Raw genomic sequence first — 20946 nt, forward strand, 5'->3', positions numbered from 1 at the left:
TGCCGATCCTACGGTTCTATTGCGTAATATAAGTAGGAACGGATTATGTTGTAGCAACGTTTCGAATGCTTTTGGGATAACTCAGTTAAATGCGTATTAAGAAATTTTATAATCCCACATAAAAAACAAAAAAAAAAGGAATAACATTTTTTGAATTCCAACAAATTTGACATTCATCTCAAAGGGTTAAAAAACCTTTGAGATGAATGGGTTTTAGTTTAATAATATATCCAATATGCTTATCGCTGCTTCACTAATTTTGGTTCCAGGGCCAAAGACGGCTATAGCTCCAGCATCGAATAAAAACTGATAATCTTGGGCTGGAATTACGCCACCTACGATGACCATGATATCTTCGCGACCGTATTTTTTGAGTTCGGCTATGACTAGCGGAACGAGCGTTTTGTGTCCTGCAGCGAGAGAGGAAACTCCAAGGATATGAACGTCATTTTCTACGGCTTGTTTGGCGGCTTCGGCTGGGGTTTGAAACAATGGGCCTATATCGACATCAAAACCCAAATCGGCATAACCTGTGGCTACGACTTTGGCGCCACGGTCGTGCCCGTCTTGCCCCATTTTGGCAATCATAATTCTAGGACGACGGCCTTCTTTTAGTGCAAATTCGTTGGCTAGTTCTTTGGCTTTTTCAAAGCTTTTGTCGTCTTTTATTTCTTTGCTATACACGCCGCTAAAGGATTTAATTTGTGCTTTGTATCTTCCGAAAACGGTTTCCAGCGCATCGCTAATTTCGCCCAAGGTGGCTCGGTTTCGCGCTGCTTCGATGGCTAATTCTAGTAGATTGCCTTCGTCAGTTTGGGCACAAAGGGTTAGTTTTTTGAGTGAAAGTTGTACTTTTTCGGTATCCCGAGTTGCTTTAATACGCTCTAATTGTTCGATTTGCTGTCTGCATACCATTTGGTTATCAACATCAAGAATTTGTAGCGGATCTTCTTTTTCCAATCGGTATTTGTTGACGCCTACTATACTATCCTGATTGCTGTCGATTCGGGCTTGTTTTCTGGCAGCTGCTTCTTCTATTCTAAGTTTTGGTATTCCCGATTCGATGGCTTTGGTCATTCCACCGAGTTCTTCGACTTCTTCTATGAGTTTCCAAGCGTTTTGAGCTATTTCGTTGGTGAGGCTTTCGACATAAAAACTGCCAGCCCAAGGATCTACTGTTTTGCAGATTTTAGTTTCTTCTTGTAAATAGATTTGGGTGTTTCTGGCAATTCTGGCAGAGAAATCCGTTGGCAAAGCAATAGCTTCGTCCAAGGCATTCGTGTGCAAGGATTGTGTTCCTCCCAAGGCTGCAGCTAATCCTTCGATGGTAGTTCGTGCCACATTATTGAAAGGATCTTGCATAGTCAAACTCCAACCTGAAGTTTGGCAATGGGTTCTCAAGGCTAGGGATTTATCGTCTTTGGGATTGAATTGTTTCACCAGTTTTGCCCAAATCATTCGGCCGGCACGCATTTTGGCAATCTCCATAAAGTGATTCATTCCTATGGCCCAGAAAAAGGAGAGGCGAGGAGCAAATTCGTCGATTTTCATTCCCGTTGCCAGTCCAGTTCGGATGTATTCTAAGCCGTCGGCGAGGGTGTAAGCCAACTCAATATCAGAAGTGGCACCCGCTTCTTGCATATGATAGCCTGAGATGGAAATAGAGTTGAATTTCGGCATTTTCTTGCTGGTGAATTTAAATATATCGGCAATTATTTTCATAGAAGGTGTTGGCGGATAGATGTAGGTATTGCGCACCATAAACTCTTTTAGAATATCATTTTGTATGGTTCCTGATAATTGTTCTGGTTGAACCCCTTGTTCTTCGGCTGCGACAATATAGAAAGCCATAATAGGCAAAACGGCTCCATTCATAGTCATTGAGACCGACATTTCGCTTAAGGGAATCTGGTCGAATAATACTTTCATATCTTCAACCGAATCGATGGCTACACCCGCTTTTCCGACATCGCCTACCACGCGTTCGTGGTCGGAATCATAGCCACGGTGGGTTGGTAAATCAAAAGCTATTGAAAGTCCTTTTTGCCCAGCGGCCAGGTTTCGGCGGTAAAAAGCGTTGCTTTCTTCGGCGGTAGAAAATCCGGCATATTGACGAATGGTCCAAGGGCGACGCACGTACATGGTGGCATAAGGTCCACGTAAATTTGGAGCAAAACCTGCTCCAAAATCAAGATGTTCGAGGTTCTCGATGTCTTTTTCGGAATAGATCGATTTTAGTTCAATGCCTTCGGCGGTGAGGAAGGTCGCAGAATTCAGATTGCGGTTTTCAGACTCACTACTGTTTTCTAATTTTATATGTTGGAGATTTTTTCTCATAATATTTTAATTACCAAAAGATTCAGTAATCATATCTGCTATTGAAATTAATGGGATAACTATAGAAACTATGCATATTGCAAAGCAAATCAGACTAAATTTTATATAAAAGAAGTCTTTCTTAATTATTCCTTTTATCAAATAAAAAAGTCCAAAACAAAAGGAGACAATTAGGAATAAGATGCAAATAATAAAAAGTAAAGTCATAATTTATGTAAATTAAATTACTATAATCTCATTTTCTATTTCTTTTAAAAAATCGTCAATGTCTGTGGCACTTTCTGGATTTTTTAAATATTTTTTTGTCCGTTCCCTAACTTCATCTATTTGCCATTGAGGAATTTTATATTTCCCTGTCTTTTCCATAGGTTACATTTTAAATGTAAATGTAACTAGTTTTTTTAAATTCAGTCTTTTAACTTCAAGCTGCTAGCTTCCCGTTTCTCATCTTTGAACAATTTTAAACGTCCATTTTCTTTTCGTATAATTCGAATTAAGTCCTTCGATTACTCCGGCGCTTATGGTTGTTCCCGCTCCAACCGCAAAGAGCAAAAAGGCGGAGTCACTTCCGCCACTTGCTGCTATCAATGAGGCTCCCACAATGGCTACTCCTGAAATTAGGACTACCGTTTTGACCGCTCCCAATACTTTGGGCTGGTGTTTGATGCTTTGCAAACTATCAAGTGCTACGATATGATTGTTTACTGTAAAGCTTACACTATCGCTGATTTTTAGATTTCCAACCCATTTTTTATGGTCTAAAGTTCTGATTTTGATGCGTTGGTTTTCTTCAAAAACTTTTACTTTTCCGTTCTTAATGTTGGTGATTTCCAATTTTTTCTGTTGGGCAAAAACCGTGAACGAAATGAATAACAATACTAAATAGATTCTATTTTTCATTGAATAGGTTGGTGTTAATTTTCTTCTTTGAGTCGTTCTTGTTCTGCTTTTTCGGCCAATCGTTTTTCGATTATCGGTGATATTAGGGTCTTCCGAGGTTTTATTTTTATGAAAGGAAACAATTCTAAATTGTCCTTCATGAGGTCTTTTTTGTTGGGATATTTGTTGGTTCCCAGTAGAATTTCTTTTCCATTATCGAATAATTCCTGTTCTTTATCGGCGCTTTCCTGAATTTTTCTTTTGATAATTCCCTCGTTGAGTTGTTTGAGGAAACCACCGTTGGCTTCGATGTCTTTGAATAATACCAACCCTTTTTCAGCTAATTGTTTGGTGAGGCTTTCGATGTAATAACTTCCGTCGGCCGGATTGTTGACTTTGTCAAAATAACTTTCGTGTTTGAGAACCAGCAATTGATTTCGGGCAATTCTGTCTCCAAATTCATTGTCTTTGTGGTACAAAGCATCGTAAGGTAAATTGGCAATTGCATCGGCTCCACCCAAGATGGCACTCATACATTCGGTTGTGGTGCGCAGCATATTTACATTATATTCGTATATTGTTTTGTTGCGTTTTGTTGGCGAAACTAGTAGGTGACATTCGAAATTAGGGCTGTATTCTTTGGCAATAAGATTGAAAAGTAAGCGCAAAGCTCGGAGTTTGGCAATTTCGAAAAAGTAATTTGTTCCCACCGAAACCTCAAAAACTATGGGTTGGTTAAGGTTTGTTATTCTATTGAAATATTCGTTGGCGTGGGCCAAACTATACGCAATTTGCTGCACCATATTGGCGCCAGCATTTTGGTAAAGGCCAGCGTTAATGCTAATAAGTCCCCTAACCCCCGAAGGAGGAACTCTTAATAGTTCATTTAGGGTGTCGAAATTGGTTTTCTCTTTGGTTGTAAACCAATTTCCTTCTTTGGCTAATTGGCCTATAGGATCGAGATTACAGTAAATTTTTGTTTTTTTTTCTTTGGTAAAAGCGGCTATTTTTTTTATAAAATCTAGGGAAAGAAAAGAGAGGTTGAAATAGATTGTAATTTTATCTAAATGAATATTTTGCAATAATTTTGCCACATCTATTTTTTCGTCTTCGATAGTAAAACGGATGCTTTCGGCTCCTCTATTGATGCTGTCGATGGCTCGGAGATTTGATTTTTCGAGGTCGTGAACGAAGATATTTTGGCAAATTTGGAATTCGGATGCTTTTGTATTTACGTTTGCAGCTCCCTGGAATTCGTCTTTGTGGTAAAAAGGTTTTACCTGAATGTCTTCGGGAGAGTTCCAGATTAGGGTTTCGTTGTAGTCGGCACCTTTGAGTTCGAATTGGACTTTCTGTTTCCATTGTTTGGAGGGAATGGGGTCGAAATCATCGAATAAATTTTTCATTTGCGGGGTTCGGTATTAATGTCGTTTCCTTAGAAAATTTACTTTTGTAAGCTTCTCGATACACTTTCGCCCAAAAGCGGAAACACTCGAAGAGACATGTACTATAACTTAAATTCGAAACTATTTTTCAACATCTTTTTCGATGGTATCGCCTTCAAATTCTATGATATAGACATCTTCGCTGTCTTTTTTCATATAGTATTTTTCGCGGGCGTATTTTTCGGTTTCGTCCGGATTGTTCAATTTCTTGATTTTTTCCTGATCTTTTTTTATTTCTTGTTGGTAGTATTCCTTGTTGTCTTCGAGTTCGTCAATTTGCTTGTCTAAAACGCGATGTCCAAAATAGGAATAGTTGTCTAGAAAAACCATCCATATTATAAACGATAACAATACCCAAACGTATCTGTTGCTTAAAAACTTGAACCATGGTTTTTCTTTGTGTGGGTTTGTCATAACAGTTGTTAATGTTTTAGTAATATTTCGGATTGAATCCCAATTCCCTAGCCCTGATGGAAGGGAAAATCCTCCCGATTTTTCTTCGGGAGATTACTTCACTATGCTTTTATTTCCATCGGAGTTCAGTGAACTTTGTTTTGGAATGACAGCAGGAAATAGCTCCAAATAATTCATTCCATAAAATTACAAAAAATTTATAAGATTCGTTGATTTATTACGGCTCGAACCACATCGATGGCGACGGTGTTGTATTTATCGTTGGGGATGATGATGTCGGCAAATGTTTTTGTGTTTTCTATAAATTGCTGATGCATTGGTTTTAATGTGGTTTGGTATCGGTTTAAAACTTCGCCCATATCACGACCCCGTTCTGCAATATCGCGTTTTAATCGTCGAATTAATCGCTCATCCGAATCGGCGTGAACGAATATTTTGATGTCGAACAAATCTCGTAGTTCGGGATTCGAGAGGATTAAAATTCCTTCGACAATCATTACTTTACGAGGATGAGTCACAATAGTATCTTCAGTTCTATTGTGTGTGGCAAAGGAATATACCGGCTGGTGGATGGTGTTTCCAGCTTTTAGTTCTTTGAGATGTGCCACCAATAGTTCAAAATCTATAGCTCTTGGATGGTCAAAGTTGGTTTTGGAGCGTTCTTCATAGCTTTCTACCGTTGACTCTTTGTAATAAGAATCTTGCGCAATGATACCTACTTCGGTATGGGGTAATTCATTCATTATCTGATGCACTACGGTTGTTTTTCCTGAGCCTGTTCCTCCTGCAATTCCTATTATGAGCATAAAAAGTGGTGTTATGTTTTAGTTCGAACAAAAATAAGGAATTAATGATTTAGATTGATGAATTATTCTTCATATCCTTTACTAAACTAGAAGTGAAATATATAACGGCTATGCCACCCAAACTGATGCACAACCACATAAACCAAGATTGTTGCCAGAAAGATTGGTTTTGGAAGCTTGTTTTTTTAGAATTTAAATGTTTGATATCAAAAATTTTGACCTCAGGTAAATCGCTATTGCTGTTATTTTTGAATTTTACTAAATCGTATTCTGGGCTATTGAGTTTAGGATTTCCGGTTGTGATAGTGTATTTTTCATTGGTTTTCAAATCGGCAATGACTGCTATTTGATTTTGGAAAAATTGTATTTTACTTAAAGTCAAAGGCGGGTTGTCCTGATTTTCTATTTCGATGAAGTATTCTTTTTCGAAAAGTTGTGGAATGGTGAAGATATTATTGGTATTGGAACTCAATTCAAAAGCAAAAATTTCCTCTGGAAATGGGGTCGATTTTTGATTCATTTGCTTTTTTTTGTGGACATACATTTGAGCATTGCGTTGAAACAAATTAGGGCTTGTTATTGTAAAATCAATCTGATTTAGGATTTGAGGGCGATTAAAATTGATGTAAATTCGGGTTTTCTTCTCGGCTGGAATTTGCAATATTTTTATGTTTTTTGCTTTAATTTCTTCCAACTTGGGTTTGTTAATTTTGTTGGTAAAAATTCCAATTTTCAAGACATTTATGGGCAATGTTCTCTTGTTATTCCATTCTATTTTTAGATACCGATAGGAAGTAAGTGGTAAAGGTATAGTTTTGAAAACACTAGTGGATTCCTTGTTTTCGAGGTCGTTTAAGAGTGAATTATTAACCAATCCAAACCATTCTTTTTGGTCGTTGCTGCCACTAATGCTATACGATTTTGTAACATCGGAATTGGTTATAGAAAGTACGATTTCGTCAATTTGAGCTTTCGGATTTTCAAAAATCAGAATTGTTTTGCTTTTTGGAATTGTAGTTTTCGACAGTATTTTGCATTCTGAAAAACTACTGGAATTGGTTTCGTTATTTCCTGGAAGAATGTAATAGGGCACTTCCATTCCATTGGCTTCTACGATCCTGAAATCGCTCAATTCTTCTTGAGAAAATGAGCGCATTTCGGCAGATAATACTATTTTGTGTAAACCATTTTCTTTTACGGTTTCGATTTTTGCAGTCGTTTTGTGTTGAGCCAATAGACCGTTTGCGGCCAGTAGAATGACTATGAATTTATTCAGTTTCATTGGTTTCCTTGGATTTGTTGTCGTCTTGCACCAAAACTTTTATTTTTTGGTACACAAAAGAAATAATCAGGATTAGAATTCCCAGCAGGATAAAAGCGATGATTTTACCTGTTTCGGAAGCATTACTGATATCGAACAAAAATAATTTCAAGATGGTAATTCCCAATAAAGATAAGGCTATTATTCGCAGGTTTTTGATGCGTTTTCGGATTCCAATAATCAAGAAAACAAAAGCTAGAATTCCCCAAAGAATTGGATAGCCAGTTTTTATGATTTGTGTTCGGGTTTGATCTATTGAATCGTAAGCAATTTGTTGTTTTAGATAAAGCAATTCATTGGATTGGTAATTTTTATAAAATTCGCTGGATCGGACCTCTTGAGCCGTAACAGGATTATTCGTAAGCACCAATCCGTGAAGCATCAATTCGGTGCTGGCCATATAAATGATGAAAAAGGCGGCTATCCAAACTATAATTTTCTTTTGGAATAGTTCGAAAACCGGATTTTCTTTGTTGATTTGGTACAATTTATAACCAAAGAATACTATTATAAGTAGTGAAATGTAATGTAAATAGAAGCCAATTCGTTGATGTATTCCTGTTGTTATGTATTGCTCGTGCTCATAAAATGCGTAGTTCGAAAACCAAAACGCAAAGCACACAATATTTATTACTGCAATAATCGAAGCCAGTTGGTAACGAGCCCTGTTATTGCTTTTGCACAAGCTAAACAATAGGGCAGCGCTAAAAATCAGATGATATAGTATAGGTAATGTAATAGCCGAATTGGCTCCATCAATATGCGTATTGGCTTGGAAACTTACTTCGAATAAACCCACAAAATAACCGAGAATAATTCCAAGAAAGCTCAGTGCATCAGAATATTTTTTTGGATTGAAAATAAATCCAAATTGCTCCTGATTTTCCTCTTCTTTTTTCAATAAATAGTAAACAGCCAATAACGATGCTACAGCAAAAATACCAGTCAGGCAAATTTTGTTGAACAGCATATTCATTAAAGATGCGGAAGGGTATATTTGATTCCAATCCATCAGTAAACTTCCCACCATTAAAAAGTGAACAATAATCGAGGCAAATCGATAATAGGTTATCTTTGATTTTTGTGCTAACCACATCAACATTACTGCTTCTGCTCCCCAAAATAGGGTAATGAAATTTCCTTCGAATTGTATTGGAATAGCCAGCGTCATAAAGGTAAGTGTCAATCCTACCAACAGATAAACGGCAGTTTTGTCCAAACCAAATTTTTTATACAAAAACCAAGCGTAACTCAAGTTTAGCAATCCTAAAGCTGCGGTAAATAATCCTTTGAGTTCGGGATGATATTGTTCTAAAACAACCATTCCAGCTCCATAAAAAAGAAAAGAATTACTGGCTAGAATGCTTAATTCTATTGGAGAGAAAAGGCCTTTGGTTCTTACATTATTGATGATGTTGACACCAATGAATACCAAGTAAAAGGCAAATCCGAAAAGTAGTGCGCCAAGATAATGTGGTGCCTTTTCATCGAGGTTCTTGAACAACCAAGCTCCATACAAAATGACTGTAAAAACATAGGATAATATATTGATGATACTCCATTTTTTATAATAGGCCAATGCCAGAATTCCGATATTTAAAATGAGTATGTAGGTAAACAATACCATATAATTTCCTTGACCTGTGCTGATCATAAACGGAACGGCAAAGCCACCAATTAGAGATAATACGGCCAATTCTTTTCGGTTATAGGAAAGCGAAATAAAACAGCTAAACACGGTAATCAGGATCATTATTATAAAGGCTGTTGTCTGTCCAAACAAATGGTAACTGTGAAACGCAATACCAATTGTGAAATAGAAAACAGCAATTGCTCCGGCCACAAAAACCGAACTGAAAGCAGCATATTTTTGACGTAATTTATGAGCCACTCCCATAATTAATGCGCCGGAAAGCATACCAATTCCCACTCGGGCGGGTTCGTTGATCCAATCTTTGTCTATTGCATATTTCACGAAATAACTGATTCCCAAAACCAGAATTAAAATCCCAATTTTGTTGATGAGGTTTTCGCCAATAAATTTTTCTAAATCGGGATTGTTTTCCCTGAAATTTTCCCAAAAAGTCTTATCAGGTTCAGCTGGAATATAGACTTTAGGTTCTGATTGATGTTGTTTTTGTTTTGAGGTATTGGCATTGTCCATTGAAAAGACAATTTTTTCGTTTTTTTCTTTCACTATATCTTTTTCGACAGGAATAAAAACCATTGGTTCAGTTTTCTCAAAAATCACTGGGGGTTTCAATTCTTCTGGGGTAACTTTTGGTTTTGCTGCTTCGGGAACGGTCAATGGGTTTTCTGGAAGCTTTTCAGTTGTTTTTAAATCGTCTATTTTTTTAAACAATTCTCTGAATTTTTCGTCAATTCTTTCTTCAATTCTGTCAAATTTTGAGTCAAGACCATTTTTGATGTAGAACAAAAATGCAATACCTAATAACAGTAAGAAAATTTCCATAGCAAGGGGTTTTTTGAAAATTATGTTTTGTAAATTTAATACTATTTAATTAATATAAAGGTATTATTTTTTGGTTTTGTAATACTGAATGGAAGGGAAGTGTTTTTTAATCAGGATATTTTTTATGCCAATTAGGAAAGACTTAAAAAAACAAAAAAGCCGAACAAAAAATGTTCGGCTTTTGGTCGGGGTGGCAGTCCTGATACTTATCGGGAGAACCTTCGGCCTTCCCGTCATTGCGAGACGCAATAGCCTTTAAATTCTAGGTACAAAAAAAGCCGAACAAAAAATGTTCGGCTTTTAGTCGGGGTGGCAGGATTCGAACCTGCGGCCTCCTGCTCCCAAAGCAGGCGCGATAACCGAGCTACGCTACACCCCGAAAGCGAATGCAAAGGTAAAATTAAATTTTAATTTCACAAGTGATATTACCAAATTGATTGTTATTATTTTTACATAGCTTATATTCAATTCATAAATGAAAATTATCGAGTGTTTTAACGTGAATTAATATCTTTTTCAGATATGAGAAAAGATTAAAGGTAAGAGAATTAAAAACTCTTTCCTTTAATGGAACCGTTGAAAATCTATTTCTCGGTTTTTCTTAAACCCACTATTTTTTGTGTCTTCAAAGATTACTTTTATTCCCTTGGATCTATATTTTGAATGACATTACTTTAAATAATTTTTGAATGAGAAGTAGTTTTACTCCCTCTTTTTTAATACCATTATTGTACTATCCATTTTTTGTCGTGGTTTTATTATCTGAACTTCGTTTTACGAAATAAACTTCAGAGGACAGCACTTTACTGGGACTGATTTTTATAGTACTTCATAATTTAAATCCCTTTTCTGAATGTGTTTTTTGTCCAATCATATTTTGGCAGAAAAAAATGCACCGGGGTTAAGTGCAATTTTTCAAAAAAATCTATTTTAATCTTTAGAGGATTACTTCTCGATTTCTCTCAAGTGTTCCATTTTTTTGTGTGCCAAGAACCCGGCAATATCTTCAAAATGTTCTTTTACACGCTTGTTTCCAAATTCGAAAACTTTGGTAGCCAATCCATCGAGGAAATCTCTATCGTGTGAAACAAGGATTAAAGTTCCGTCAAAATCACGTAATGCGTCTTTGATGATGTCTTTGGTTTTCATATCTAAATGGTTTGAAGGCTCATCAAGAATCAATAAATTCACGGGCTCCAATAATAATTTTATCATTGCCAAACGCGTTTTTTCGCCACCCGAAAGCACTTTCACTTTCTTAGTAACATCGTCACCGTGAAACATAAAAGCGCCCAAAATATCTTTAATCTTGGTTCGAACATCTCCCACGGCAATATCATCAATGGTTTCAAAAATCGTTGCATTTTCGTCCAATAAAGCCGCTTGATTTTGTGCAAAATAACCAATTTGTGAATTGTGACCAATTTCTACAGCACCGCTGTCAACGCCAATTTCTTTCATTATGGCTTTGATCATCGTTGATTTTCCTTCCCCATTTTTACCCACGAAAGCTACTTTCTGACCTCTTTCAATCACGATATTGGCATCCTTGAAAACTACGTGATTTCCATAAGATTTTGACATTTCTTTGACTATCACAGGATATTGTCCTGAACGAGCTGCAGGCGGGAATTTCAACTTCAAAGCCGAAGTATCCACTTCATCCACCTGAACAATAACTAGTTTTTCTAGCATTTTTACACGTGACTGAACCGCATCGGTTTTAGAAAATGTGCCTTTGAAACGGTCAATAAAAGTTCTATTATCGGCAATCATTCGTTGTTGTTCATCGTAAGCTTTTTGTTGGTGCAAACGACGGTCTTTTCGCAATTCTAAATAATGAGAATATTTGGCTTTATAATCATAAATTCGTCCCATTGTCACTTCAATAGTACGATTCGTAATATTATCGACAAAGGCTCTATCATGCGAAATCACCACAACCGCTTTGGCAGAATTGATCAAAAAATCCTCCAACCATTGAATACTTTCAATGTCCATATGGTTCGTTGGCTCATCTAGTAAAATCAAATCCGGTTTTTGCAAAAGTATTTTAGCCAATTCGATTCTCATTCTCCAACCACCCGAAAACTCTGAAGTTTGACGTGTAAAATCTTCACGTTCAAAACCCAAACCTGTTAATATTTTCTCTACTTCAGCTTCGTAATTCACTTCTTCGATGGCGTAAAATTTCTCGCTCAAGTCCGAAACTCTTTCGATCAATTTCATATAGGCGTCACTTTCATAATCGGTGCGAACCGTCAATTGCTCGTTGATTTCATCGATTTCGGCTTTCATACTAAAGATTTCTCCAAAGGCTTTGGATGTTTCCTCCATAACCGTTGCGCCATCTGTCGTTAATAAATGTTGCGGCAAATAAGCAATGACCGCTTCTTTTGGTGCCGAAATATTTCCTGTAGAAGGTTTGCTTTGTCCAGCAATAATCTTTAAAAGCGTTGATTTTCCAGCTCCATTTTTACCCATAAGAGCAATTTTGTCATTTTCGTTGATGGCAAAAGAAATATCGCTAAATAAAGTGGTTCCGCCAAATTGCACGGAGATATCGTTAACTGTAATCATTGTTTGAAGTTAGAGATTAGACGTTAGAAGTTAGAAACTTTAAACCGCTAAAAAATTAAAAGTGGCAAAGATAGCTTAAATAAGGAATTGGGCAATTTTAGAGATGTAGAATTATTTGTAATATCCAATTAGATACTAAAAATAAATCCTCAAAATCAGAGACTTTGAGGATTTATTTTTTAATGATTACAGGATTTATTTAGTCCAAAATAAATCTCCGAACTACTTCGGCCACACCGTGATCATTATTGGAAGCTACGATGACATCGCCAAATTCTCTTAATTCAGCATCGACATTATCAACCCAAACGCCCAATCCGGCATATTGTACCATCGTCAAATCGTTTCCGGCATTTCCGATAGCGATAATTTCGCTGGAATGAATGTTTAGTTTTTTGGCCAAGATTTGAATGGCAGCTCCTTTGTCAACACCATTTGGCGCAGCTTCCAAGAAAAAAGGTTTCGACATACAAACACTCAAATCGGGCATGGCAACTTTCAATAGTGGCTCAACAGTTTTTAAATAAGTGGGTTCTTCCAGCAACAAACATTTCACCGCCGAAGTGGTTACAGCATCTTTAAAACTCGGAACAATTACCAGTTCTAAACCTGTGATAGTACTTTCTAGATCAATGTATTCCGAATTTCTTTCGCTAATAATTTTACCGTCTAAATACGTGATGATGTGCGTATTGTTTTGTTTACTAAAATCGTAAATGGAATGAATTTGTTCTTTGGTTAAGGAGTGTTCAAAAAGTATTTTGTCTTCTTTTAAATCAGTAATCGTTGATCCATTAAAAGAAATCATATAGGAATTATTGACATCACATTGCAATTCTTTGGCATATTCAATCATTGCCGAAGTGGGTCTTCCTGATGCCAAAACCACATAAACACCCATTTCCTGTGCTTTCAAAAGCATTTCTTTGTTCTCTTTTGATATTTCGTGATCGTCAGTCAACAACGTGTCGTCCATATCAACCACTAGCATTTTATATTTCATTATTTGTACTTTAATTTGTTTTTATTCTTCAGTCGGAGACTGAAAAACACATCCTCAAAGTCGGAGACTTTGCGGAGCAGTTAGATACTCAACCTAAACTCCTCAATTATTGGGTTTGCTTTTGAAAAGTCAGTTTCTTGAATAAACAATTCTACTGCTTTAGTATTTTCAATACTTGGAAACACATTCGATTGGTTGTTATCGCGAATAACGGTTTCTATTCCTATTGCTTCAATTTTACTCTTAAGGGAAACTGCTAAAATTTCACTTCCCGAAAACACTTTCATTAATCCCATACTATTGTTTGTTGTTTATTGTTTGTTGTTGAATATCAATTATTCTTCTTCAAGACTGTCTTCGTCCTCTTCAAAATCAGTTTCTTCTCCCGATTCATCCTCTTCAAAATCATCTTCCTCTTCTTCAAAATCGAATTCGAAGGGTTCTACCAACATTTTATCGGCTAGAATTTCGATTCTTTCGGTGAGCACATCCGTAAAAATAATCCGTTGGGTTTTGGCAATGCTATTCGAAATGCGCATAATTTTGGTTTCGTGACGCAATTTCAAAATGGGATCGGCATCGTCAAGAATTAACATTCGCAATCGGTTGACATTATACCCAGCAGTACTGAACAAATCGTTCAATTTGTTAGGTGTTCCAATCAAAACATCGATTCCTGTAGAAATATAATTTTTATCATAATCGGTATCTCCTTTTTCGTGCACACCAAAAACCTCTAAACCTGAATTTTTCCCGTATTGTTCGAAAAGAGCTACCATTTCCAATACTTTAGTTTTGTCTTCCACAATAATCAAAGCACGCGGAGATTCTTCATTGGTTCCAGCCAATTTTTGAATCACATTGATAACAATTGTTGTCGTTTTTCCGCTTCCATTTGGCGCAATAATAATACAATCAACACCACTTTTTAGGGTCGAAAAGGTTTCTTTTTGCATTTCATTGGCTTCCGTCAAACCATTATTGATGAGGGCTTCTTGAAGATTCTCGTTTATTTTTTTTAGTTTCATTTGCTTATTTTAGATTTAGGATTTTAGATTTTAGATTTGAAAACCTGAAAAATCTAAAACAATCTTTTTTGTTTAATTCTTGTGTTTAGTCACCTATTAGTGAACTAGTCGGCTTTTATTTACTGGCAAACAGCTGCACATCGCTTTCCGAGATTTCGTTTCCACCTAGAATGATCAATCGTTCTACCACATTTCTGAGTTCGCGAATATTTCCTGTCCAATCGTATTCTTGTAATAAGGTAACTGCTTCTTTGGAAAAATGTTTGATTGCATTTCCTTGCTCGGAAGCAATTTTTTCGGAGAAATGTGAAATCAATAACGGAATATCGTCTCTTCTTTCATTCAGCGAAGGTACGTTAATCAAAATTACTGCCAATCGATGGTACAAATCTTCTCGGAAACGACCTTCGGCAATTTCTTTTTTCAAGTCTTTGTTGGTTGCCGCAATCACGCGAACATCTACTTTAATATCTTTATCGGCACCCACTCGGGTAATCATATTTTCTTGTAAAGCTCGTAATACTTTGGCTTGAGCTGAAAGACTCATATCGCCAATTTCGTCTAAGAAAATAGTTCCTTTATCAGCCGCTTCAAACTTTCCTGCTCTATCTTTCACCGCCGAGGTAAAAGCGCCTTTCACGTGACCGAACAATTCACTTTCTATCAATTCACTCGGAATAGCGGCACAATTGACTTCGATTAACGGGAAGCTTGCTCGTTGACTTTTTTCGTGCAATTGATGGGCAACCAATTCTTTTCCGGTTCCGTTGGGTCCTGTAACCAAAACTCTGGCTTCGGTTTGCGCTACTTTTTCGATCATCAATTTGATGCGATCGATAGGTTCGCTTTCGCCAATCATTTCGTAGTTTTTACTAACTTTTTTCTTCAGAATTTTATTCTCAACAACAAGTTGTTTTCTGTCTAAAGCATTGCGAACGGTATTCAACAATCTATTTAAATCGGGTGGTTTCGAGATGTAATCAAAAGCGCCCAAACGCATCGTTTGAATAGCCGTTTCCATATCACCGTGACCAGAAATCATTACCATTGGGATTTCGGGTTTTATTTTTTTGACTGCTTCGAGGACTTCAACTCCGTCCATTTTGGGCATTTTTATGTCGCACAAAACCAGATCGTAGTCGTTGTTTTTTATTTTTTCTAGGCCTTGAAGTCCGTCTTCGGCATCTTCAACTTGATAGGAATCGTTCTCTTCAGAAAGTATTTTTGAAAGTACTCTTCGAATAGCGGCTTCGTCTTCTATGATTAGTATTTTTGACATCTTATGTTTTTTTAGCCCCGATAGCAGTGGAAATCCTTTATTGTTTTTGCTGCCAAAAACAATAAAGATTGCAACGAATAGCGGGAAATAGCTCCAAATTATTTTAATATTTCAACCATTTATACAATTCTTTCCATGTTGGTTTTTTGCCATACATTAATATTCCTACTCTATATATTTTTGCGGCAAACCAGACCACAAAAAAGAAAGTCCCGAAAAGTATGGTGATAGATAGAGCCAATTGCCACAAAGGTACGCCAAACGGAATTCGCATTAGCATTACGATTGGAGAGGTGAGGGGAATCATCGAAAATACGGTGGCTACTGTTCCGTGAGGATCGTTGATTACGGTAAAAAATCCGATGTAAACGGCGAGGACCAATGGCATAATGATAGGCAAAAGAAATTGTTGTGAATCGGTTTCGTTATCGACCGCAGCCCCAATTGAGGCGTAAAACGAACTGTACAAAAAGTAACCGCCAATGAAATAAATCACAAAACTAATTAGAATAGTTGTGATGGGTAAATTCCATAATTCTTGAACATACATTTGTGCGGTTCCAGTCATTTGTTGATGCGCTGTTTGCATCGCATCGGAGGGTATTTTTGGTGCTGGACAAGTTTCTAATCCTAAAAAGTAGGAAGCCACCAGCATCATTGATAATCCTATTATGGCCCAAATAAAGAATTGTAACAATCCTGCTAATGAGGTTCCGATGATTTTTCCCATCATCAGTTGGAATGGTTTTACTGACGAAATGATGATTTCGACAATACGATTGGTTTTTTCTTCGATGACACTTCGCATTACCATATTGCCGTAAATAATAATGAACATCATAATGAGATACCCAAACGCTCCTCCGATGGCAATCTTGATTTCGTTAAGGCCTTTAACACTTTGCTCTCCCGAAGCCTTGGCTAGACTAATAGCAACTTTAGACTTAGCATTAGTTATGGCTATCGTGTCTAAATTCGCTTTTTGATAGTTTTCTTTGGTGAGTTTTTGGGCTATGATATCTTGAATGTTTTCTATAAAAGATAAACTGGGACTTTCATTCGAAATATATTGAATTTTACTTTCTAATTCCTTGTTATTAGGGACTTTCGGGATGTAAAGCAGTCCTTCGTAACTCTCGTTTGTGATGCTATCTTTCAGCGATTTAATGTCTATTGCTGTTAAATCCAGATATTTATATTCTGCGTCATTTTTATTCGATGATAAAAATTCATTGGCAAACAAACCGGTTTCGTCGTGAATTGCGACCTGTTTTGTATCGGCTTTCATAGTGCTCAAATACCCCACAAAAACGGCTATTCCCACAAAAAGCAACGGACTCAAAAAAGTCATGACTATGAATGATTTATTGCGTACTTTGGCAAAAAATTCTCTTTTTATTATTAAGGATATAATACTACTCATTTGAAATTTTAGATTTGCTTCGCCAATTCGTTGACGCTCGTGTTAGAGTTCTGATTTTAGATTGCTTCACCCGTTTACTATCGTTCGGATCTGATTTTAGATTTTAAGTTCTAGATTTTCCAATCTTCATTATAATCCCGAAGTTTCGGGACTAAAATCTAAATTTATTAACTTACAGCCTGTATAAAAATATCGTTGACACTAGGTATTTTTTCTATGAAATGGGTTACTTGTCCTCTTTGAGTTAGTAGGTTCAGCAACTCATTTGGTGTTGCGTTACCGAGTTGAATTTCGAGTTTTATTTCATTGTTGAGTGATTTGAAATTTGTTTGACCTACTTTAAATTTCTGAGTAATGTCATACATCAGACCTTCAACATTATCCGATACAATACCCACTTCAAAACTATTGGTTCTAAATTTTCGTTTCACATCGTCTAATCTTCCTTCGATGAGTTTGTTTGATTTGTGAATGAGCGCAATATGATCACACAATTCTTCAACACTTTCCATGCGATGCGTTGAGAAAATTATGGTAGAACCTTGTTTTTGTAATTCTAAGATTTCGTCTTTGATAACATTGGCATTTACAGGATCGAAACCTGAAAACGGTTCGTCAAAAATCAATAATTTGGGTTTGTGTAAAACGCAAACCACAAACTGCACTTTTTGTGCCATTCCTTTAGAGAGTTCTTGTATTTTCTTGTTCCACCATCCTTGGATTTCTAATCTTTCGAACCAATATTCCAATTGTTTTTTGGCTTCGGCTTTCGAAAGCCCTTTCATTTGTGCTAAGTACAGGCATTGTTCACCCACTTTCATCGTTTTATACAAACCGCGTTCTTCGGGTAAATAGCCAATGTACTGAACGTGTTTGGGACTTAGTTTTTCACCATCCAGAATGATCTCACCACTGTCAGGCATTGTGATTTGATTGATGATTCGAATCAATGATGTTTTTCCGGCACCATTTGGACCCAAAAGCCCATAAATGCTTCCTTTTGGAACGGTTAACGAAACTTCATTTAGAGCAACGAAATCACCGTATTTCTTGACAACATTGTTTACTTCAAGTATATTACTCATACTGATTTTTTGATTTATTTCATCGGTTTGACTTTTCGGTCAAGAGTTTGTAAAAATAGAAAAATAGGGCGTAAAAAGGTGTTAAATAAAACAAAAAAACCCACCCTTGACTTGCAAGGATGGGAAAAATTGACATAATTAAAAATTATGAAAACATATCTTTTACCTTTTCAAAAAAGGATTTATCACTTTTTTCAGGATTTGGAACAAAATTTTCGTTTTCGAGGTTGTTTTCAAAAAACTGTTTTTGTTCTTTATTGAGTGTTTTTGGTGTCCAAACATTGACATGAACTAACAAATCACCCGTTCCGTAACCGTTGATACTCGGGATTCCTTTTCCTTTTAATCTAAGGATTTTTCCAGATTGAATGCCTTCGTCGAGTTTGATTCTCACTTTTCCGTTGATGGCCGAAATGTCTTTTGAGATACCGAGTACTGCTTCAGAGAAACTGATGTATAAATCAAAATGCAAGTTTTCGCCTTCGCGTTTCAAGAATTCGTGTTCGATTTCTTCAATTGCTACGATTAAATCCCCTGGAACACTATTGCCTGGCGCATCATTTCCTTTGTTGGAAACTTTGAGTTGCATTCCGTCAACCACTCCAGCTGGAATTTTTATGGTAACCGTTTCGTCCTCTAGAATCATTCCTTGTGAATCGGCATCCGATGGTTTTTTGTCTAATATTTGACCCGAACCGCCACAAGTTGGACAAGTTGAAGCTGATTGCATTCGTCCTAAAATGGTGTTGGTTACCCGCATTACTTGCCCTTGACCATTACAGGTGGAACAGGTTTTATAAGAAACACCTGGAGCTTGAACTTTTCGTTTTACTTTAACTTTTTTCTCGACTCCGTTTGCAATTTCTTCGAGAGTCAACTTTACTTTTATGCGAAGATTGCTTCCTTTGACACGACGTTGTCCGCCACCGCCTCCAAAACCACCACCACCAAAAGCACCACCAAAAACATCTCCAAATTGACTGAAAATATCATCCATATTCATTCCGCCGTGACCGCCGCCAAAACCTCCAGAACCATCAAAAGCTTGATGACCATATTGATCGAATTTGGCTTTTTTCTGAGGATCACTTAGTACTTCATAAGCTTCGGCAGCTGCTTTGAAACTTTCTTCCGCTGCAGCATTTCCGGGGTTTTTGTCAGGATGAAATTCGAGTGCTTTTTTTCTGTATGCCTTTTTTATTTCGGCAGCATCGGCATTTTTGGAAATGCCAAGTATTTCGTAAAAATCTTTTTTCATTTTTATTTTTTTGTATGATACGTACAGACGCAATTTATTGCGTCTCCTCGATTATATAAGACGCGATAAATCGCGTCTCTACTGACCGATTACCACTTTTGGAAAACGAATAATTTTGTCTCCCAATTTGTATCCTTTTTCTATTACATCTACAATTTTCCCTTTCATCTTAGGTGATGGCGCAGGAATTTGAGTTATTGCTTCGGCAAAATCAGCATCAAAAGCGTCACCCGCATTTACTTCGACTTGCTCTAATCCTTTAGATACTAATGTGTTTTTTAATTTTTCTTGAATCAATTCAACACCTTGAATTAGGATATTGTCGTCTGTTTTTTTGATTTCAGATAATGCTCTGTCAAAATCATCTAAAACAGGCAACAAAGCAAGTAAAACATCTTGATTTGCGGTTTTAAACAGCTCGATACGTTCTCTAGCCGTTCTGCGTTTGTAGTTTTCAAATTCGGCAAATAAACGCAAGAATTTATCCTTTTCCGAGGCTAAGTCTTGTGATAATTGTTCTTCTTTTGATATTTCTTCTACTCTTTCTTCAATTGAAGCGTCTAATGCATCGGTATTATTTTCATTGTTTTCAATTGGAGTTTGATTAACAATTTCGTCGTTTAGCTGGTTTTCAGTCGTCATTCTTGTATTATTTTTAAAAAAATTGGTAAACTTCATTTTATTCTTTTCTTTAGATTGCAAAAGTACTGCCAAAACTTAAAAAATGTCAAATTGTCACCTCTTAAATGTTTTTTATTGTTGCGCATTTTTTTTAAACAAGAAATGTTTTTTAGGGATTTGAAAAAAACTTTAATATAATTTTAAGACTATCGCGATTTAGTTTGTATAAATTTGTACAGTTCGCAAAATAGAACAAACGAGGTTAGCTCTTGGGCTCTAAATTATTATTAATTCACTCAGTATTATATTTAAGAAAAGCTTCGTTTCTACAAACAAAGCTTTTTTTATGCCCTAAAAATAACAAAATCAGCTTAGTTTAGTCCTAACACTCCACTCGAAATTCATTTCTGAAACTTGTTCTCCCTTTTCGTTTGTTCCGATAGATTTCATCCAAAAAGTTTGTCCTTCACCCGTTTCAACAGCTTCTTGAATAGTTTTTGCTGCCAAAAGTCCATCAGCACATACAAAAGTGATTCTTCCTGTGGCTTTTTTGGAAAAATTTGATTTATTATTGGCTACTAACATCGAAATTTTTTTTCCACTATTTTGAATGTGATTCATCACCAAAGCTCCTGTAGAAAGTTCTGCTGCCATAGCTTGCACGGCAAAATACATTGAATTGAAGGGGTTCTGATTGATCCAACGGTGTTTTACCTCGACTACACAAGTAGCATCTTCGATTTGTTTGACACGAACACCGCAAAAATAGGCGGATGGCAATTTAAAAAAAAGAAATTTATTGAGATTTGATGCTGAAAATTTCATTGTTATTATATTTATTTTTGTAAAAATAACAAAAATTGGCTATAAATCTACTATCCTTTTTTTTATAATAATAATTTAATCAACTATCTATATATAAGTTAGTTACGCAGTTTATATGTAAAATCGAACATTGTTTAATGTGTTAATTTTTTGTTAATATTTGGTACTA

General features: G+C 36.3%; 18 protein-coding genes and 1 tRNA gene. All 19 read right to left on the minus strand.

The features are described from left to right. Window positions 1-213 precede the first annotated feature (213 nt). The 19 genes from scpA to FNW17_RS09845 all read right to left on the minus strand — a co-directional run bounded on the left by scpA (window position 214) and on the right by FNW17_RS09845 (window position 20777). Complete coding sequence (gene scpA, locus FNW17_RS09760) at window positions 214-2337, minus strand: methylmalonyl-CoA mutase (protein WP_144071527.1); 2124 nt, start codon at window positions 2335-2337, stop codon at window positions 214-216. A gap of 219 nt (window positions 2338-2556) precedes the next feature. Next, on the minus strand, window positions 2557-2703 hold the full coding sequence (locus FNW17_RS16330; RefSeq protein ID WP_185964841.1) for a hypothetical protein: 147 nt from the start codon (window positions 2701-2703) through the stop codon (window positions 2557-2559). 78 nt (window positions 2704-2781) lie between these two features. Further along, the gene (locus FNW17_RS09765; RefSeq protein ID WP_143391476.1) at window positions 2782-3237 is read right to left on the minus strand and encodes a hypothetical protein; all 456 of its coding nucleotides are present in this window, start codon (window positions 3235-3237) and stop codon (window positions 2782-2784) included. Between the two features lie 14 nt (window positions 3238-3251). Next, window positions 3252-4622: a methylmalonyl-CoA mutase subunit beta gene (locus tag FNW17_RS09770; RefSeq protein WP_144071528.1), complete on the minus strand. Its 1371-nt coding sequence runs from the start codon at window positions 4620-4622 to the stop codon at window positions 3252-3254. Window positions 4623-4742: 120 nt separating this feature from the next. Continuing rightward, entirely contained in the window at window positions 4743-5075 is a 333-nt protein-coding gene (locus FNW17_RS09775; RefSeq protein WP_144071529.1) for an FtsB family cell division protein, read from the minus strand. Between the two features lie 197 nt (window positions 5076-5272). Continuing rightward, window positions 5273-5881: a uridine kinase gene (gene udk / locus FNW17_RS09780; protein ID WP_143391479.1), complete on the minus strand. Its 609-nt coding sequence runs from the start codon at window positions 5879-5881 to the stop codon at window positions 5273-5275. 49 nt (window positions 5882-5930) lie between these two features. Further along, the gene (locus FNW17_RS09785; protein ID WP_185965292.1) at window positions 5931-7163 is read right to left on the minus strand and encodes a DUF3999 family protein; all 1233 of its coding nucleotides are present in this window, start codon (window positions 7161-7163) and stop codon (window positions 5931-5933) included. Beyond that, window positions 7150-9675, minus strand: a complete 2526-nt coding sequence (locus FNW17_RS09790) for a DUF2339 domain-containing protein (protein ID WP_144071530.1) — start codon at window positions 9673-9675, stop codon at window positions 7150-7152. Before FNW17_RS09790 ends, FNW17_RS09785 begins: the two co-directional genes overlap by 14 nt. A 304-nt stretch (window positions 9676-9979) precedes the next feature. Further along, a tRNA-Pro gene (locus FNW17_RS09795) sits at window positions 9980-10054 on the minus strand. A 566-nt stretch (window positions 10055-10620) separates the two neighbouring features. Then, window positions 10621-12255: an ABC-F family ATP-binding cassette domain-containing protein gene (locus tag FNW17_RS09800; protein ID WP_143391481.1), complete on the minus strand. Its 1635-nt coding sequence runs from the start codon at window positions 12253-12255 to the stop codon at window positions 10621-10623. A 199-nt stretch (window positions 12256-12454) separates the two neighbouring features. Beyond that, window positions 12455-13258: a Cof-type HAD-IIB family hydrolase gene (locus FNW17_RS09805; RefSeq protein ID WP_143391482.1), complete on the minus strand. Its 804-nt coding sequence runs from the start codon at window positions 13256-13258 to the stop codon at window positions 12455-12457. Window positions 13259-13338: 80 nt separating this feature from the next. Continuing rightward, the gene (locus FNW17_RS09810; RefSeq protein ID WP_126563239.1) at window positions 13339-13554 is read right to left on the minus strand and encodes a putative signal transducing protein; all 216 of its coding nucleotides are present in this window, start codon (window positions 13552-13554) and stop codon (window positions 13339-13341) included. A gap of 39 nt (window positions 13555-13593) precedes the next feature. Then, window positions 13594-14286, minus strand: coding sequence for a DEAD/DEAH box helicase (locus tag FNW17_RS09815; RefSeq protein ID WP_126563238.1), 693 nt, complete (start codon window positions 14284-14286; stop codon window positions 13594-13596). Window positions 14287-14401: 115 nt separating this feature from the next. Continuing rightward, the gene (locus FNW17_RS09820) at window positions 14402-15565 is read right to left on the minus strand and encodes a sigma-54-dependent transcriptional regulator (protein WP_143391483.1); all 1164 of its coding nucleotides are present in this window, start codon (window positions 15563-15565) and stop codon (window positions 14402-14404) included. A 103-nt stretch (window positions 15566-15668) separates the two neighbouring features. After that, on the minus strand, window positions 15669-16988 hold the full coding sequence (locus FNW17_RS09825) for an ABC transporter permease (RefSeq protein WP_143391484.1): 1320 nt from the start codon (window positions 16986-16988) through the stop codon (window positions 15669-15671). Between the two features lie 167 nt (window positions 16989-17155). Next, the gene (locus FNW17_RS09830) at window positions 17156-18073 is read right to left on the minus strand and encodes an ABC transporter ATP-binding protein (protein ID WP_143391485.1); all 918 of its coding nucleotides are present in this window, start codon (window positions 18071-18073) and stop codon (window positions 17156-17158) included. 145 nt (window positions 18074-18218) lie between these two features. After that, window positions 18219-19331 (minus strand): molecular chaperone DnaJ, encoded by a 1113-nt coding sequence (gene dnaJ, locus FNW17_RS09835; RefSeq protein ID WP_143391486.1) that lies wholly within the window; start codon window positions 19329-19331, stop codon window positions 18219-18221. A gap of 78 nt (window positions 19332-19409) precedes the next feature. Continuing rightward, on the minus strand, window positions 19410-19973 hold the full coding sequence (locus FNW17_RS09840) for a nucleotide exchange factor GrpE (protein WP_394344369.1): 564 nt from the start codon (window positions 19971-19973) through the stop codon (window positions 19410-19412). 345 nt (window positions 19974-20318) lie between these two features. Further along, window positions 20319-20777, minus strand: a complete 459-nt coding sequence (locus FNW17_RS09845) for a DUF4442 domain-containing protein (protein WP_144071532.1) — start codon at window positions 20775-20777, stop codon at window positions 20319-20321. Between the last annotated feature and the right edge of the window lie 169 nt (window positions 20778-20946).

This window comes from Flavobacterium franklandianum (assembly GCF_007097365.1).
Lineage (GTDB): Bacteria > Bacteroidota > Bacteroidia > Flavobacteriales > Flavobacteriaceae > Flavobacterium > Flavobacterium franklandianum.